At 63.5% G+C, this 17,932-nt stretch carries 12 protein-coding genes; 10 read left to right on the top strand and 2 right to left on the bottom strand.

The genetic code is table 11. The features are described 5' to 3' along the window. The first annotated feature begins 147 nt into the window (after window positions 1–147). The 3 genes from AC0IYS_RS06365 (at window position 148) to AC0IYS_RS06375 (ending at window position 3,073) form a co-directional block, all read left to right on the top strand. Complete coding sequence (locus tag AC0IYS_RS06365; RefSeq protein ID WP_471704378.1) at window positions 148–723, top strand: hypothetical protein; 576 nt, start codon at window positions 148–150, stop codon at window positions 721–723. A 15-nt stretch (window positions 724–738) separates the two neighbouring features. Further along, entirely contained in the window at window positions 739–1,776 is a 1,038-nt protein-coding gene (locus tag AC0IYS_RS06370) for a hypothetical protein (protein WP_471704379.1), read from the top strand. Window positions 1,777–1,855: 79 nt separating this feature from the next. After that, window positions 1,856–3,073 carry a glutamate carboxypeptidase gene (locus AC0IYS_RS06375; RefSeq protein WP_471704380.1) on the top strand — a complete coding sequence of 406 codons (1,218 nt, stop codon included), beginning with the start codon at window positions 1,856–1,858 and terminating at the stop codon, window positions 3,071–3,073. A gap of 88 nt (window positions 3,074–3,161) precedes the next feature. On the opposite strand, the gene AC0IYS_RS06380 is transcribed toward AC0IYS_RS06375, so the two are convergent. Further along, complete coding sequence (locus tag AC0IYS_RS06380) at window positions 3,162–4,670, bottom strand: tetratricopeptide repeat protein (RefSeq protein WP_471704381.1); 1,509 nt, start codon at window positions 4,668–4,670, stop codon at window positions 3,162–3,164. An 18-nt stretch (window positions 4,671–4,688) separates the two neighbouring features. Next, entirely contained in the window at window positions 4,689–5,042 is a 354-nt protein-coding gene (gene uraH / locus AC0IYS_RS06385; RefSeq protein WP_471704382.1) for a hydroxyisourate hydrolase, read from the bottom strand. 109 nt (window positions 5,043–5,151) lie between these two features. On the opposite strand from uraH, the gene puuE reads away from it, so the two are divergent. From puuE to AC0IYS_RS06420, 7 genes are all read left to right on the top strand, one after another. Beyond that, window positions 5,152–6,105: an allantoinase PuuE gene (gene puuE / locus AC0IYS_RS06390; protein WP_471708807.1), complete on the top strand. Its 954-nt coding sequence runs from the start codon at window positions 5,152–5,154 to the stop codon at window positions 6,103–6,105. Between the two features lie 7 nt (window positions 6,106–6,112). Next, complete coding sequence (gene xdhA / locus AC0IYS_RS06395; protein WP_471704383.1) at window positions 6,113–7,582, top strand: xanthine dehydrogenase small subunit; 1,470 nt, start codon at window positions 6,113–6,115, stop codon at window positions 7,580–7,582. An 11-nt stretch (window positions 7,583–7,593) separates the two neighbouring features. Further along, window positions 7,594–9,942, top strand: a complete 2,349-nt coding sequence (gene xdhB, locus AC0IYS_RS06400) for a xanthine dehydrogenase molybdopterin binding subunit (protein WP_471704384.1) — start codon at window positions 7,594–7,596, stop codon at window positions 9,940–9,942. Next, on the top strand, window positions 9,943–10,959 hold the full coding sequence (gene xdhC, locus AC0IYS_RS06405) for a xanthine dehydrogenase accessory protein XdhC (RefSeq protein ID WP_471704385.1): 1,017 nt from the start codon (window positions 9,943–9,945) through the stop codon (window positions 10,957–10,959). 62 nt (window positions 10,960–11,021) lie between these two features. After that, on the top strand, window positions 11,022–12,332 hold the full coding sequence (gene guaD / locus AC0IYS_RS06410; RefSeq protein WP_471704386.1) for a guanine deaminase: 1,311 nt from the start codon (window positions 11,022–11,024) through the stop codon (window positions 12,330–12,332). A gap of 22 nt (window positions 12,333–12,354) precedes the next feature. Beyond that, window positions 12,355–13,830, top strand: coding sequence for an adenosine deaminase family protein (locus AC0IYS_RS06415; protein ID WP_471704387.1), 1,476 nt, complete (start codon window positions 12,355–12,357; stop codon window positions 13,828–13,830). Between the two features lie 617 nt (window positions 13,831–14,447). After that, window positions 14,448–17,864, top strand: coding sequence for a TonB-dependent receptor (locus AC0IYS_RS06420; protein ID WP_471704388.1), 3,417 nt, complete (start codon window positions 14,448–14,450; stop codon window positions 17,862–17,864). Window positions 17,865–17,932: the final 68 nt, after the last annotated feature.

Consider the following 17,932-nt stretch of genomic DNA (forward strand, 5'->3'; position numbering starts at 1 on the left):
TCAGGTGCAAGTTGTACTAGTTTCATGTCGTAACAATGTCGTAACAAAAGATTTGTAAGCTGCGCATGGTCGTTCATTAGAAAAAAAGTCTTGAACATCACTACATCCATCGCCACGCAGCACCGTGCAAACCTCACTTAGGAACCCATGATGAAATCCATAAAGATAGTTTTGTTGTTCGTTTTGATGTCCGTTTTCAGCGGCATGGCAGGAGCCCAGGCGCTGGATACGCGTTTCGAAGGCTGGCTGGGCAAGAACCAGCACGGGTACTACCTCGACGGTTCGGAATGGCACTATTGCTTCGGCAATCGCGGTGGCAGCTGCGGTAGCGTGGCGTTGACGACCGGCCATTCCAGCTGCAGGACGACCGGCTTCAACATCGGTGGAAAGTGGGCGATACCGACCCGTATCGGTGGCATGGAAGTCAACGCGTCGGCCAACCGGTCCTGGACGGCCTGCAACATTCGAAGCGAGACCATCACCTGCAGCCCCAACAAGGGTTACAAAGGCCGGGCGGTGATCAACTTCAGCGAACGGATGGGCAGGGTGCGGGTGCTTGGCGCCCAAAACTACTTCTCGATTGACAATGACTGCCCGGCCGGGTTCCGCAACGACTGGATGGGCGGCACCAGCTGGCGTTGCACCTACGTCGGCGGCACCTACAACGTCGATGGCTATTTGCCCGAGTGGCGTGGCAGCAGCTGCCAGTACGAGAAAATTTAAGGAGGGCTTACTGCGATGCCTTCCAATATTCATTTCTCCTCGCGCCGGCTGGCTGCGGCAGCGGTGATCGGTGCGTGTCTGTTGATCGCCGCCGGCAGCTACTACCTGTCCCGCGGCGAGCCGCGTGCGGACAAGGCCGGCGCGCCGCACGTCAACGGCATGGACGCGCTATTGGCGCGCGCTCCGGCGGGCTCCGCCGCGCCAGCGACGTTGTTCGCCAAGGCGGACGCCGTCCACGTGGCATCCGGCGCCGGGGAGGAGGGCGCCGCAGCCGTCAAGCCATTCACTGCCGACGAGGCGGCAGCCAGTCTTCGTCACTTTGTCGACAAGATCCTGAAGCGGCAAAACCTGACCGCGCAGGAAATTGAAGAACTCCAGACGCGGCTGCTGGCCGGGATCGAAACCGATCCTGGCGTCGGCAAAGCCGTGGAACAGTTCTATCACGGCATGCCGGACGAACAGGCCATGGAGCGCGACATGCTGCGGGCGCTGCTGGTGGCGTCGCCGGCTGGCCGCAGCGTGGTATTGCAAGAGGCGAACGCCATCTGGGAAGGCAAGAACGAAAGCAAGTTCGCGGAGATGTACGAGACCTACTTCAATCTGCCCGGCCAGGTGCCGCAGGATGTCCTCGTGGCGGCGCTGGCCGATTTGAAGGCCGGCAAGCCTGCCGATGAACGAACCGCCGTGGCGCGGCTCAATTTCATCGGCACCTTGGCGGAGCAGAAAACCGGCGATACCGCCAATCTGCGCAGCGATGCCGTCCAGCTCCTGAATCAGGCGGCGGAAGGCCAGGGCAGCGAGATGGTGCGGGCGCTGGCCGTGCAGAAGCTCTACCGGCTGAGCTCTCCCGGGGAGGCATCCAATATCGCCATCACGCAGTTGTCGAAAGGCGCCTCCAGCGATCTGGTGCGGGAAACTCTGAGCTCGGTGACCAGTGGCGATGTGGAGCTCACGCCCAACCTGCGGGCGGCGTTGACCACGGCCGTTAAACGCCCGACCGCGTCGGCCGAAGAGAAGCAGCAATTCAGCCAGGTCCTGGGTTCGCGCGGTTGAGGTGCATGCCTTGTGGTCATTGCGTTGACCAGGCGTTACTATGGAGCTTACTTCCATATAACGATAAGGCTCATCGATCATGCGTAAGAACTTTGTTTTGCTTGGCTTGATGTTGGGGTTGGGCGGCGCGGCGGTACAAGCCGCGCCGCTGAACAAGGCCTTATTGACGCAGGCCGAAAGGGCCAGACCGGACGCGCTGGCGCTGCTCGAGCGGCTCGTCAACATCGACTCGGGCACCTACAACGAGGCAGGGCTGGACAAGGTCGGCGCGATCGCGCAGGAGGAATTAAAGAAGCTCGGCGCCCGCATCGAGGTGCAGCCGGCTGCGCCGGCCAAGTCGAGCAATATCGTCGCCACGTGGACCGGCAAGGGCAAGGGCCGCATCCTGCTGGTGGCGCACATGGACACCGTGTTCGGCGATGGCGCTGCCGCCGCGCGGCCCTTCCGCGTGGACGGCAAGCGTGCCTACGGTCCGGGCATCATGGATGACAAGGGCGGCATCGTCATGGCGCTGTATGCGATGAAGCTGCTGCGCGAGGCCAAATTCGACGACTACGCCAAGGTGACGCTGATCCTCAACACCAACGAGGAAACCGGCTCGGCCGGCACGCTGGCGCTGATCAACAAGCAGGCGCGCGAACATGACGTGGCCTTCAACCTGGAACCGGGCCGTCCGGCCGATGGCCTGGTGATCTGGCGCAAGGGCAGCGGCGGCATCGAGCTTGATGTCAAAGGCAAGGCGGCGCACGCGGGCGTGGCGCCGGATGCGGGCCGCAACGCCGCCATGGAGGCGGCGCACCAGGTGCTGCAACTGAGCAAACTGGGCGACGCCGGCAAGCAGACCACCGTCAACTTCACGGTGATCAAGGCGGGCGAGCGCAGCAACGTCATACCGGACGCCGCGCACGCCGAGGCCGATGTGCGCGTGGCGGTGGCGGAGGAGTTCGACCGCGTCGAAAAGGATATGGCGCGCATTTCCGCCAACAAGCTGATCCCGGACACGCAGGTGAACGCGAAGCTGCGCCGTGGCTTCCCGCCGATGCCGCAAAACGCCGCCACCGACGGCATGGCGGCGCGCGCGCAGGCCATCTACGCCGAGTTGGGCAAGAAGCTGACCTTGGAAGGCAGCGGCGGCGCGGCCGATTCGAGCCTGATCGCGGCGGCCGGCGTGCCCACCATCGACGGCCTGGGCATCGTCGGCGGCGGCATCCACACGCCGGAGGAATATATCGAAGTCGACAGCATTGCGCCGCGCCTGTATCTGCTGGCGCGCTTGATCCAGGACTACAGCAAATAAGCGCAACCCGCACGGCCACACGGGGTCGTACCCTGCTGGGTACGACCCCTAAGCGGTACGGCAAGCGTATCGCTAAAGGCCGGCGGGTTTACTTCGAGCAGCGCAGGATCAAGGCGTGGCCGGCGATGGTCGCGCCGTTTTCCTGTCGCGCGGCAAGTGGTTCGGCCGCCAGCATTTCAAAACCCGTCGCCTTGGCCAGTCGTTCCAGATAGCTCACCGTGTGGGCATAGCGATTGGTGGGGCGCAAGGTGAAGTCGGCGCCGTCGCCGGCTTCGACGGAGAAGCAAAAGCGTCCGCCGGGCCTCAACGCGCGCCGCACCCGCTCGAACACGGGTTGCAGGTCGCCGATGTAGACGAAGACGTCGGCGGCAACCGCCAGGTCCCAATGGTTGTCGTAACCGTCCAGATAGCTCAGTAGATCGGCGCAGGCCAGCGTGTCGTAGCCGCCGCGTTCGGCCGCCTTGTCCAGCATCTGCTGCGACAGGTCGACGCCGTCGAGTCGACGCGAGTATTCCGTCAGATACGGCGCGCACAGACCGGTGCCGCAGCCGATGTCCAGCGTGTCAAGGCCGGTCGATGGCGCCACCCGCCGCAGCATCCCGTCGAGATAGGCCGGGGTCTGGTAGTCCAGCACTTGCACCAGATGCTCGTCGAAGTGGTTGGCGTATTGGTCGAACAGGGAGCGCACATATTCGGCCGGCAGCGCGGCCGGCGTCTCGCCGACGCCCAGCGACGCCAGCGCGAAAGCGATGGTTTCCGGATTGTCGCCATGGGCGAGAGCGGCGCGGTAGGCGGCGATCGCCTCGTCGTTGCGCGCCAGCGAGCGAAGGGCGTTGCCGCGATGGTAGTGCGCCAGCGCGTGGTCCGGTTTCAGTTTGAGCGCGTGGTCGTAGCTGTCTAGCGCCGCTTCGAATTCGCCCAGCCGGAACAGGCTCGAACCCTGCGCGCTGTAGGCCTCCGCCCATTCTGGCCGCAGATGGATGGCGCGGTCGAAGCTCTCCACCGCATCCGGCAGCAGGCGCAGGCAGTGCAGCGCGTTGCCGCGCGCGAACCAGGCGTCGGCGTAGCGGTCCTTGATGTTCAGCGCATCTTCCGCCGCGCCCAGCGCCTCCAGGTAGCGGGCTTGGTCCTGCAGCACGATGGCGCGGTTGCAGTGCGCCTCGGCGTAATGCGGTTGAAGCTCGATCGCGCGCTGGTAGCTGAGTAGCGCGTCCTCGAGTCGTCCAAGCTTGCGCAGCGCGTTGCCGCGATTACTCCAGGCCATGGCGTAGTCGGGCAGCAGGGCGATGGCGCGTTCGTGGCTCGCCAGCGCTTCGTCGGCGCGTCCGGCGTCGAGCAGCGCCGCGCCGAGGTTGGCGTGGGCCTTGGCTTGCTGGCCGTCGATGCCGATCGCCTGCGAGATCAGCGCGATGGCGGTTGCCGCGTCGCCCTGCTGGCGGGCGATCACGCCCAGCAGATGCAGCGCGTCGAACTGGCGTGGATTGAGGTTGAGCACCTGGCGGTACAGCGCTTGCGCGGAATGGAGACGACCCTGCTGGTGCAGTTCAACGGCCTGTTGGAGGAAGGACGCCTCGAGGGCGGAATGGGATTCGGTCATAGTGGGCGCATTGTAGATTCAACTGCCCCTATACGTCGAATAAGCCCAGGGAGACACCACCAGCGGCACGTGATAATTCTGCTCCGCGCCGGCCACGCCAAAGGCGATCGTCACCTCGTCGATAAAGCGCGGCTCCGGCAGCTCCACCCCCTGCGCGGCGAAATAATCGCCGGCGCCGAACACCAGTTCATACTTCCCGGCTTTCATCGTCTCGCCCTCCAGCAGCGGCGCCGAACAGCGGCCGTCGGCATTGGTGACGTCGGTTTTGATGAGGATGCGCCCCTGCGCGCCGACGGCGTACAGCGCCACCTTCACGCCGGCCCCAGGCTTGCCCTGCGTGATGTCGAGAACGTGCGTACTGAGCTTGCCCATGGTTGTCCTATATGTGTACGTCATAAGTATCTATTGTACAAATCATATACCGATGGAGGTCTGCGCATATATGATTACAGATATATTCCCCATCGACTTGCCGGCGCCCATGACCACTTACGACAACTATCCGCGCGACATGATCGGCTACGGGCCGAAACCGCCCCACGCCCACTGGCCCAATGAGGCCCGGGTGGCCTTGCAGTTCGTGCTGAACTACGAGGAGGGCGGCGAGAACAACGTCCTGCACGGTGATGCCGGATCGGAAACATTCCTGTCCGAGATCATCGGCGCGGCCTCGTTCAGCAACCGCCACATGAGCATGGAATCGCTGTACGAGTACGGTTCGCGCGCCGGTTTGTGGCGCCTGCTGCGCATGTTCGAGGAGCGCAAGCTGCCGCTGACGGTGTTCGGCGTGTCGATGGCGCTCAAGCGGCATCCGGAGGCGGTGGCCGCCTTCCAGTCGCTGGGGCACGAAATCGCCTGCCATGGCCTGCGCTGGATCACGTACCAAAACATGGACGAGGCCACCGAGCGCGCGCACATGAAGGAGGCGGTCGATATCATCCGCGAACTGACGGGAAGCGCGCCGCAAGGCTGGTACACGGGCCGCGATTCGCCCAATACGCGCCGGCTGGTGATGGAGCACGGCGGCTTCCGCTACGATTCCGACCACTACGGCGACGACTTGCCGTTCTGGCAAAAGGTCGACTACACCGACGCCGACGGCAAGGCCGCCACGGCGCCGCAACTGATCGTGCCGTACACGCTCGACACCAACGACATGCGTTTCGCCGCCGCGCAGGGCTTCAACTCCGGCACGCAGTTCTTCGACTATCTGAAGGACGCCTTCGACGTGCTGTACGCGGAAGGCGACCCCAATGGTTTGAACCAGCCGAAGATGCTGTCGATCGGCCTGCACTGCCGCATCGCCGGCCGGCCTGCGCGGGCGGCGTCGCTGGCGCGCTTCCTCGACTACGTGCAGGGGCACGACAAGGTCTGGATCACGCGCCGCATCGATATCGCCGATCATTGGCGTGCCACACATCCATTTGCAGATTGAGACCACGATGTCCGAACCGATTCGTTTTTACTTCCGTGGCGCGGTCCAGGAGATCACCACCGCCGCGCCAACGCGCACCGTGCTCCAGCACTTGCGCGAGGACTTGCATTGCACCGGCACCAAGGAAGGCTGCGCCGAAGGCGATTGCGGCGCCTGCACGGTCGTCATCGGCAGCTTGAACGCAGGCGGCCAGCTGGAGATGAAGTCGGTGAACTCCTGCATTCAGTTCGCGCCGACCCTGGACGGCAAGGCGCTGTTCACGGTCGAAGATTTGCAGCAGGCCGACGGCGCGCTGCATCCGGTGCAGCAGGCGATGGTCGAATGCCATGGTTCGCAATGCGGCTTCTGTACGCCCGGTTTCGTGATGTCGTTGTGGGGCATGTACCTGGACAAGGACGGCCAGCCGGCGCAGCGCAAGGAAATCGATGACTGCCTTTCCGGTAACCTGTGCCGCTGCACCGGCTACCGTCCCATCATCGACGCCGCGCACCGCATGACGGAGCTGCCCAAGGTCGGTTTCGACCGCGAAGCCCTGGCGGAGCAACTGCGCGGACTGCGGCGCGACGCCGGCGCGAGTTATACCGCCAATGGCCAGACCTTCCAGGCGCCGCGCACGCTCGATGAATTGGTGGCGCTGCGCGCCGCGCATCCGGAGGCGACGCTGCTGGCCGGTTCCACCGACATTGGCCTGTGGGTCACCAAGCAAATGCGCGAGCTGGGCGACATCATCTACCTCGGCCACGTCGCCGCGCTGCAAACCATGAATGAGAAGGATGGCATGCTGGAAATCGGCGCCGGCGTGTCACTCGACGATGCGTATCGCGCCTTGGCCGAACTGTATCCTTCCCAATTGAGCGAAATGCGCCAGCGCTTCGCATCCCTGCCGATTCGTAACGCCGGCACGCTGGGCGGCAACGTCGCCAACGGCTCGCCGATCGGCGATTCGATGCCGTGGATGATCGCCCTCGGCAGCGAAGTGGTGCTGCAAAGCGCATCGGGCCGGCGCGTGCTGCCGCTGGAGGCGTTCTACCTCGATTATCAGAAAAAGGATATGCGGGCGGACGAATTCGTCGTCGCCGTGCGCGTGCCGCTGCCGCGCACCGGTATCGCATTCCGCACCTATAAACTGGCCAAGCGCTTCGACCAGGATATCTCCGCCGTTTGCGCGGCGTTCGCGTTCAAGCTCGATGGCGACGTCGTGGTTGACGCCCGCATCGCTTTCGGCGGCATGGCCGCGACGCCGCGCCGCGCGCCCCGCGCCGAGGCCTCGCTGATTGGTCTGCGCTGGAACGAGGCCAATCTGCGCGTGGCGATGGACATGCTGGCGCAGGACTTCGCGCCGCTGTCGGACATGCGTGCCTCCAGTTCCTACCGCATGCAGACGGCGCAAAACCTGCTGCGCCGCTTCTGGTTCGAAACGCGCGCGGATGCACCGCTCGCGGCCGATGCCGTCAACGCCTTCGCCTGCCGCGCCTGAAAGGAGCCACCATGAACCATCCAGCCGCTCCTGTATCTTTAGACGCCGCCAAGGCCGCCGCCGCCGAGGCGTGGAAAGCCGTCGGCGTCGCCCGTCCGCATGAATCGGCCGAGCTGCACGTGCTTGGCCAGGCCACCTACACCGACGATATACCCGAGCAAGGCACCTTGCATGCCGCGCTGGGCCTGTCGTCGAAGGCGCATGCGCGCATCACCGCGATCGACCTGGCGCCGGTGCGCGCCTCGGCCGGCGTGGTGGCGGTCTATTCCGCCGGCGATATCGTCGGCACCAACGACTGCGGCCCGATCATCCACGACGATCCGATCTTCTGCGTGGAGGAGGTGATGTATGTCGGCCAGCCGATCTTTATCGTCGTCGCCGACACGCACGACAACGCCCGTCGCGCCGCCCGTCGCGCCGTCGTCGACTATGACGAGCTGCCGGCCATTTTTACGCCGCAGGAGGCCAAGGCCGCGCAATCGTATGTGCTGCCGCCGATGCAGCTCAAGCGCGGAGAGTTCCAGACCACCTTCGACACGGCGCCGCGCGTGGTCAAGGGACAGTTGTTCGTCGGCGGCCAGGAGCAGTTTTACCTGGAGGGCCAGATCGCCTACGCGATCCCGAAGGAGGACAACGGCATGCTGGTGCAGTGCTCCACCCAGCACCCGAGCGAGATGCAGCATGTGGTCGCCCATGCGATCGGCGTCCATTCGCACAAGGTGCAGGTCGAGTGCCGCCGCATGGGCGGTGGTTTCGGCGGCAAGGAATCGCAATCGGCGCTGTGGGCCGCCGCTGCGGGCATCGCCGCCGCCAAGCTGCGCCGGCCGGTCAAGCTGCGCGCCGACCGGGACGACGACATGCTTGTCACCGGCAAGCGCCATTGCTTCTTCTACGAATATGAAGTGGGCTACGACGACAGCGGCAAGATACTTGCCGCCAAGGTCGACATGACACTGCGCGCCGGCTACTCGGCCGACTTGTCCGGCCCCGTGGCCACGCGCGCCGTTTGCCACTTCGACAATACCTACTATCTGTCGGACGTGGACATTCGCGCCGCCTGCGGCAAGACCAACACGCAATCGAACACCGCCTTCCGGGGTTTCGGCGGGCCGCAGGGCGCCATCGCCATCGAGTACGTGATCGACGAGATCGCGCGCAACCTGGGCCGCGACGCGCTCGACATCCGCCGCCTGAATTTCTACGGCAAGACCGAGCGCAATGTCACGCCATACGGCCAGGAGATCGTCGACAACGTGATCGAGGCGCTGACAACGGAGCTTGAACAAACCAGCGAGTACCGTGCGCGCCGCAAGGCCATCGACGCCTACAACGCGAATAGCCCGGTGCTGAAGAAAGGACTGGCGCTCACGCCGCTCAAGTTCGGCATCGCCTTCAACGTCACCCACTTGAACCAGGCCGGCGCGCTGGTGCACGTGTATGTGGACGGCTCGGTGCTGGTCAATCACGGCGGCACGGAGATGGGGCAGGGCATTAACACCAAGGTGATACAGGTGGTCGCGCATGAACTGGGCCTGGATATGGAGCACGTGCGCGCGACGGCGACCGACACCAGCAAGGTGTCGAACACGTCGGCGACGGCCGCATCGACCGGCGCGGATTTGAACGGCAAGGCGGCGCAGGACGCCGCGCGCCAGATCCGCGAGCGCCTGTCCGCCTACGCGGTCAAACTGTATGGCGACGAGGACGGCCAGCCGGTGCGCTTCTTCGACAACGCCGTTCACGTCAACGGTCATACCGTGCCGTTCCCGGAGCTGGTGCAGAAGGCGTACCTGGCGCGGGTGCAGCTGTGGTCCGACGGTTTTTACGCCACGCCCGGCCTGCACTGGGACCCGAAGACGATGAACGGCCATCCGTTCTCGTATTACGCTTACGGCGCCGCAGTTTCCGAAGTGGTGGTCGACACGCTGACCGGCGAGTGGAAGCTGCTGCGCGCGGACGCGCTGTACGACGCCGGCCGCTCGCTCAATCCGGCGATCGACATCGGCCAGGTGGAGGGCGCCTTCATCCAGGGCATGGGCTGGCTCACTACCGAGCAGCTGTGGTGGAACCCGGCCGGCAAACTGATGACGCACGCGCCGTCCACGTACAAGATTCCCGGCGTGTCCGATTGCCCGGAGGACTTCCGCGTCAAGCTCTATGACAACGGCAACGTGGAGGACAGCATCCACCGCTCCAAGGCGGTGGGCGAGCCGCCGCTGCTGCTGCCGTTCTCGGTGTTCTTCGCGATCCGCGATGCGATTTCCAGCGTCGGCGGCCATCGCGTCAACCCGCCGCTGAACGCGCCCGCGACCAGCGAAGAGATACTGCGCGCGGTGTCCGCAGTGGAAATGGCGGCTTAAGTGAACGAGTGGCTGACAACGCGGATCACGGAGCCGGCGGTGCTGGTGACGGTGGCCATCGTCGAAGGCTCCGGCCCGCGCGAGCCGGGAGCCAAGATGCTGGTGACGACGCAAGGGCAGGTCGACACGATCGGTGGCGGACATCTGGAGATGTGCGCGGTCGAGGTGGCGCGCGGGATGCTGGACGGCGCGCACGCGGCGCGGCTGGAGCGCTATGCGCTAGGCCCGACGTTGGGCCAGTGCTGCGGCGGCGTGGTTCACCTGGCGTTCGAGCTGGTCGATGCCGCGCTGCTGTCCGTGTTCGATAGCTTGAGACTACGCCATCGCGAAGACAGCTGGCGCTTGAGCGCCATCGACGGCCCGTCTGTCTCGCTGCTGCTCGATGTCGATGGCAGGACGGTCGCGGGGGAGGGCGATAGCCCGCCATTGGTTGACCGCAAGCGCGGTACGCATGTGATCAAAGATGCCGCCGGCCGCCGCTGGTTCGCCGATCCGTGCCTGGCTCCGCGCGCGCATCTGCTATTGTTCGGCGCGGGCCATGTCGGCGCCGCCATTGTCCGCATGCTGGGCGAGTTGCCGTGCACCGTCACCTGGATCGACGAGCGCGAGGACATGTTCCCGTCGATGATACCCGCCAACGTCACTGTCGAAGCGACCGACATGCCGGAGGCGCTGGTTGCCGGCGCGCCGGCCAATGCCAGTTACCTTGTGATGACCCACAGCCACGCGCTCGACCAGCGCTTGAGCGAAGCGATATTGGCGCGCGCGGATGTCGGCTGGTTTGGTTTGATCGGCTCCAAGACCAAGCGTGTGCAGTTCGAGCGCCGGATGGCCGCGCGCGGCCTGCCGAAGGACCGCATCGGCGCCATGGTCTGCCCGATCGGCCTGGCCGGCATCACAAACAAGCTGCCCGCAGCGATCGCGGCTTCTGTATGCGCGCAGTTGCTGATCGTGTGGGAGGCCCGGCAGAGCGTCGCGTTGAATCAGGATCACGTAGGGCGGATTAGCGCAGCGTAATCCGCCATGCATGCGCCGCCGACGGCCCATCGATGGCACCACGAAAATTTTGAAAGAACCTCATGTCGAACCCAAATCTGCAAGCCTACCGAGGCAGCTTGCTCCACTTCCTCGCCGATCCGGCCTTCAGCGACCAGTCCTACGACTGGCACGAAGACGGCCTGCTGATCGTCGCCGACGGCAAGGTCCAGGCGGCGGGCGACTACGCCACGCTGCACGCGACCCTGCCGCCGGAAACCGAAGTGCACGACTACAGCGGCAAGCTGCTGATGCCAGGCTTCATCGACACCCACGTCCACTATCCGCAAACCGATATGATCGCCTCGCCGGCCGAAGGCCTGCTGCCCTGGCTGGAAACCTATACCTTCCCGGTCGAGAGTAAATTCGGCGACCCCGCGCATGCCGCCGGCGTGGCCGACTTCTTCCTCGACGAGCTGCTGCGCTGCGGCACCACCACCGCCATGGTCTATTGCAGCGTGCATCCGCAATCGGTGGACGCCTTCTTCACCGCCAGCGAGCAGCGCGGCCTGCGCATGGTCGCCGGCAAGGTGATGATGGACCGGAACTGCCCCGACTACCTGCGCGACACCGCCGAATCGAGCGCGCGCGACACCGAGGCGCTGATCCAGCGCTGGCACAACCACGGCCGCTCGCTGTACGCGATCACGCCGCGCTTCGCGCCCACCTCCACCGAGCAGCAGCTGCACCTGGCCGGCGAACTGGCGCGCGCCTACCCGGACACCTTCATCCAGACCCACGTATCGGAGAACGAAGCCGAATGCGCCTGGGTGCGTGAACTGTTCCCCAAGTCTCGCAGCTACATCGACGTCTACGACAGCTACGGCATGATGCGTCCGCGCGCGATGTACGGCCACTGCATCTGGCTCGATGCGCGCGACCGCGAGCGCATGGCCGAAACTCGTTCCGCCGCCGCCATCTGCCCCACATCGAACCTGTTCCTCGGCAGCGGATTGTTCGACTTCGAGCGGGCCGACCAGGCGGGCGTGCTGCTGTCGCTGGCGACGGATGTCGGCGGCGGCACTTCGTTCTCGATGTTGCAAACCATGAATGAAGCCTATAAAGTAGCGCGCTTGGGCGGCAGTTATCTGCCGGCTTTGCGGATGTTCTACCTGGCCACGCTGGGCGCGGCGCGCAGCATGCAGCTCGAAGGCACGATCGGCAATTTCAGCGCCGGCGCGGAGGCGGACTTCATCGTCGTCGACCCGCAGGCCACGCCGCTGCTGCAGCGGCGCACCGACCGTGTCGAAAGCCTGGAGGAGCTGCTGTTCGCACTGGCGCTGCTCGGCGACGACCGCGCCATCGCGGCGACGTATTCCGCCGGCCGCAAGGTGCACGCCCGCAGCTCGACTTGACTCTATTCACATTGGAAGCCACATGCAAAAAAATATCGCCAGCCTGAAGGCCGTCGCCCTGGCCGCCGCCGTGTTCTGCGCCATGCCGCAAGGCGCGCACGCCGCCAGCAACGAGGACATCGTCAAGCGCCACTTCGCCTCGCTGGTCTCCGGCCAGGAGCCGAAACTGGCCGAGCTGACGATGTTCTTCACGATGATGCCCAAAGGCGGCGATCTGCACCACCACTATTCCGGCGCGATCTACGCCGAGCAGTATCTGGAGTGGGTGGACAAGGAGGGCTACTGCGTCAACAAGACCAGCTTCATGATCGACAAGACCAAGGAGACCGTCGCCGGCGAGCGCGCCAAGCCGCTGGCCGAGCGCGCGTGCCTGTCCGGCCAGGACATTTTGCAAGACAACACGGTGCTGGCCAACCTGCTGCAAAAATGGTCGGACAAGGATTTTTACAACCATAGCGCCATCCAGTCGCCGCCGGACCGCCAGTTCTTCGACACCTTCGGCTACTTTACGCCGGTGGCGTCGACCAACGCCGCCGAAGGCCTGAAGACGCTCAAGCAGCGCGCCATCCAGGAAAACCTGAGCTACATCGAGACCATCTACGAGATCGCGCCGATCGCGCAGGACCCGGCCTTCGACGAAAAAGCGCTGGCCGGCGGCGTGACCGACGCCGACCTGGCCGCCTACAGCACCAAACTGGAAGGCGACAAGGCCTTCCAGGGCTGGATCGGCGCCTACCTGGAAAACGTCAAGACCTCCGGCGCCGGCATCGACGATGCAAATTTCACGATGCGCTACCAGCCGTTCGCGCTGCGCTTCCTGTCGCCGTCGCAGGTGTTCTCGCAGATGGTGTCGAGCTTTAAGCTGGCGTCCTCCAGCCCGATGATCGTCGGCGTGAACATCGTCGGCCAGGAGAGCGTCCACGTGTCGATGCGCGACTACGCGATGCACATGCAGATGTTCAAATTCCTGAAGGCGAAATACCCGAAAGTGAAACTGGCGCTGCACGCCGGCGAGCTGGCGCTGGGCATGGTGCCGCCGGAGGGCCTGACCTTCCATATCCGCGACGCCATCGACGTCGCCGGCGCCAGCCGCATCGGCCACGGCATGGACATCGCCCACGAGACCGATCCGCTGGGCATTATGAAAAAAATGCGTGATCGGCAGATTCCCGTCGAGGTCAATCTGAGTAGTAACGACTTTATTTTGGGTGTGAAGGGGGCCGCGCATCCGGTCACCTTGTACCGCAAATACGGCGTGCCGTTCGTGCTGTCAACCGACGATGCCGGCGTGTCGCGCAATAACCTGTCCGGCGAATACGTGCTGTACGCGGCCCGTTACCAGCCGACTTATGCCGAAGTTAAAAAGCTGTCCTACGACAGCATCCGTTATTCCTTCCTGGCCGAGGCCGACAAGCAGCGGCTGTTGAAGGGATTGGATGGCAAGTTCAGCAAGTTCGAGGCGGAAATTGCTGCGTCGCAAAGCAAGGCCGCGCGCTAGTTCAACGAACGTCACCGGCGACAAGCTGGCTCAACAGCAGGGTGGTGTGGTGCGCAACCCACACCACCCTGCGGTTTGTTACAAAATATCCTTCCGCACAGCAGCATCCGACTGTTGTCATAAATTCCTCTCTGTGGCAGACGCCGCGGTCTTTTTTTAACGCTTGTGGCCGCGATACGACATAAGCGCTACCGGTAGTGTTGCTTTGTGCATTTATACCAATGAAAAGATTTCACGTGAGAATGGCTGATTTATAATTCCGGCTTATTGCACGTCGTCGTTGCACTTGCCTGTGAATCTAGCCTTATTTATATATTTTTCATCTGAATTCGTAAAATAAATCGTATTTGTCATGCTTTTTTCGATCCTGCATAGTTGGATCAAATGATCCAAAAAAGCAAGATTATTGCTTTCTCACAGTTCAGTAGATAAGTGGCAAACCAGGCGGAAGCGTCACCTACGGACGTCACAGCCCTGACATATTAAGCCGTTACACTCACCCGCTGCCGTTGGCACGCCGGGATTTGGGCGGCTCGACCAGTTGCAGCAAACGTAAAGAGGAGTTCCGCCATCAGCGGGATTTCCACATAACTATTAGTCTTTTTTGGGGTTATACAATGATCAATCATAAACGGCTCAAGCTGACGCAAATCGCGCTCAGCCTGTCCATCGCGCTCGCGGCGGCACCGGCCTTTGCACAGAACACGACGTCGGCCATCGGCGGCCGCGTCTCGGTGGCGGACGGCAAGCCTGCGGCGGGTGCCGTGGTGTCCATCCTCCACACCGAATCGGGTTCGGTCACCAATGTGGTGACGGACGCCGAAGGCCGTTATGTGCAGCGTGGCTTGCGTACCGGTGGGCCGTACACGATTACCATCACCAAAGACGGCGTCACCGAAACGCGCAAGGACGTCTACATCCAGCTGGCTGAAACGGCCAGCGTCGACGCCACCCTGGGCGCGCCTGCCATGCAGACCGTGACCATCGCCGGCACCGGCGGCCGCTCGGACAAGTTCAACAAATCGTCGATGGGCGCCGGCACCAGCATCAGCGCGACCGAACTGGCGATCCAGGGCTCGATCAACCGCAACCTGCAGGATTACGCCCGTGCCGACCCGCGCGTGTCGCAGACCGATAAAGAGCGCGGCGAAATGTCCGTGGCCGGCCAGAACTCGCGCTACAACTCGCTGACCATCGACGGCGTGTCCGTCAACGACACCTTCGGCCTGGAGGCGAGCGGTTCGCCGACCGCCAAGCAGCCGATCTCGATCGACGCGATCCAGTCGGTGCAGGTCAACGTCGCTAACTACGACGTCACGCAGAAGGGCTACACCGGCGGCAACATCAACGCCGTGACCAAGTCCGGCACCAACACCGTCAAGGGCAGCGTCTACTACGTGTTCCGTAACGACAGCATGGCCGGCGACCGCTTCAACGCCACCAACAACACCTACGCGGCGCCCGCGCCGTTCAAGGAAACCACCAAGGGCGGCACCATCGGCCTGCCGCTGATCCAGGACAAGCTGTTCCTGTTCGCCGGCTGGGAAAAGCTGGAATCGACCCGCGCCGCGCCGGCCTTCGGCCCGCTGGGCAGCTCGGTGACCAACGTCGGCATCACCCCGTCGGCCATCGCCTCGGCGCAGTCGATCGCGCAGAGCGCCTATGGCGTCGATATCGGCAACAGCAATGTGCCGTCGGGCGCCGCGCTCGATGTCACCGACAAGCTGGTCAAGTTCGACTGGAACATCAGCGACAATCACCGCGCCATGTTCCGTTACTCGAAGACGGACCAGACCGAGCCTATCTTCAGCGGCCTGTCGGCCACCGGCCTGTCGCTCAACAGCGAATGGTACCAGCAGGGCAAGACCATCGAAACCAAGGTCGCCCAGGTACTGTCGGACTGGACGCCGACGTTCTCGACCGAGTTCAAACTGTCCTCGCGCGACTACGATTCTGTGCCTAAACTGAATACGCAGCTGCCGTTGATCGGCCTGCAATTCTCCGGCGCGCTGCCACCGGGCACGCCGTCGACCGTTTCGTCGGCCAACCGCACGCTGTTCTTCGGTACCGACAACAGCCGTCAACGCAACATCCTGGGCACCAAGACCATCGACGCCTACGCCGGCGCCAACTGGTCGCTGGGCGACCATGAAATCAAGTTCGGCAGCGATTACAGCCGCAACAAGATCTACAACGCGTTCCTGCAAAACGTCTGGGGCAACTACACCTTCGGTTGCATCACCAACGTCGCCTACCAGTTCAACAACAACGCCAACTTCAACTGCGGCACCGGCAGCAACGCCCAGATCGAAGCGGCCGTGCTGGAGAACTTCCGCCGCGGCCGTCCAAGCAGCTACAGCGTGCAGGTCGCCAATCCAGGCCTGACCCTGGACGACGCCGTATCGCAGTTCACGATGAAGAACTATGGTGCCTTCATCCAGGACACCTGGGCGGTCAGCTCGAACCTGAACGTGAGCTTCGGCGTGCGCGTCGACGGCACCGATGTCGCCGAGCGTCCGCTGCGCAACGACCGCGTGGCGCAGGCGGCCATCGCCGGCAACCCGGCCACCAACACCCGCGCCACCGGTGGTTTTGGCATGGACAACACCAACACCTTCGACGGCCAGAAGTTGTTCCAGCCGCGCGCCGGCTTTAACTACAAGCTCGACACCGCCCGTCAGACGCAAATCCGCGGTGGCGCCGGCCTGTTCCAGGGCTCCGCCCTGACCGTCTGGCTGTCCAATCCGTTCTCCAACACCGGCGTGCAGACCCGCACCGTGGGTTGCGGTATTGCCGGTTACGCGGCGTGCCCGAGCACCGACGGCTTGTTCCGTACGGACATCAACAACCAGGTGACCAGCTTCACCGGTTCGGTCCCGGCCGCCAACGTCGATATCCTGGCCCCAGGTCTGAAGCAGCCTTCGGTATGGAAAGCGAATATCGCGGTTGAAACGGAACTGCCATGGTACGGTCTGGTGCTGAGCGCCGAGTTCCTGAAGACCAAGGCCAACGACGCGATCTACTACCAGAACGCCAACTTGGGCGTTGCTACCCGCACCGGCACCGACGGCCGCGCGCTGTATTACAGCCCGCAAGGTTACAACCAGGCTTGCTGGTCGCCAACCGGCGCCTCGATCTCCAACGGCGTTTGCTCGGGCTTCGTCGCCAAGGCCTTGAGCAACTCGTCGTTCAACAACGTGCTGGTCGCCACCAAGACCGACCAGGGCTACAGCAATGTCGCCACCGTCTCGCTGACCCGTCCGATGATGAACGGCTGGAGCTGGTCGGCCGCGTACAGCTACACCTCGGCCAAGGAAGTATCGCCGCTGACGTCGTCGACCTCGGCGTCGAACTACTCGAGCCGCGCCACGTTCAATCCGAACGAGGAAGTCAACGCCAACTCGACCTATCTGGTGAAAGACCGTATCAGCGCGCTGCTCAACTTCCGCAAGCGCTTCTTCGGCAGCTACAACACCACCTTGGGCGTGTTCTACGAAGGTCGTTCGGGCAAGCCTTACAGCTGGACCGTCAACAACGACTTGAACGGTGACGGCCTGGCCGGCAACGACCTGATGTTCATCCCTTCGGCGCCGGGTTCGGGCCAGGTGGTGTTCTATGGCGACACGGCCACCAACCACGCCAACGAAGACAAGTTCTGGAGCATCGTCAATTCCAATGGCGTGCTGCGTAATTCGAAAGGCCGCGTTGTCGATCGCAACAGCGACTTCGCGCCTTGGACCAACAGCTTCGACGTTCGCATCGCCCAGGAAATTCCTGGCTTCTTCAACAATAAGGCGACGTTCTCGCTCGACATCTTCAACTTCGGCAACCTGCTGAACAAGAAGTGGGGCCGTATCAATGAAGTCGGCTTCCAGAGCAATGGCGGTGTGGCGCGCAGCTTCGTCGACTACCAAGGTTTGGATGCGGCCGGCAAGTACGTGTACCGCGTGCGCGATGTCGAAAGCGTCGATGTCCGCCAAGTCAAGGGCGAGTCGCAGTGGGCAATCCAGGCAACGGTACGTTACGAATTCTAAGTTCGTAGCACGTCTCTGATCCGAAAACGGCTGGTGGCGACATCAGCCGTTTTTTTATGCCGGGACGG

The organism is Duganella sp. AC237, from assembly GCF_979254035.1.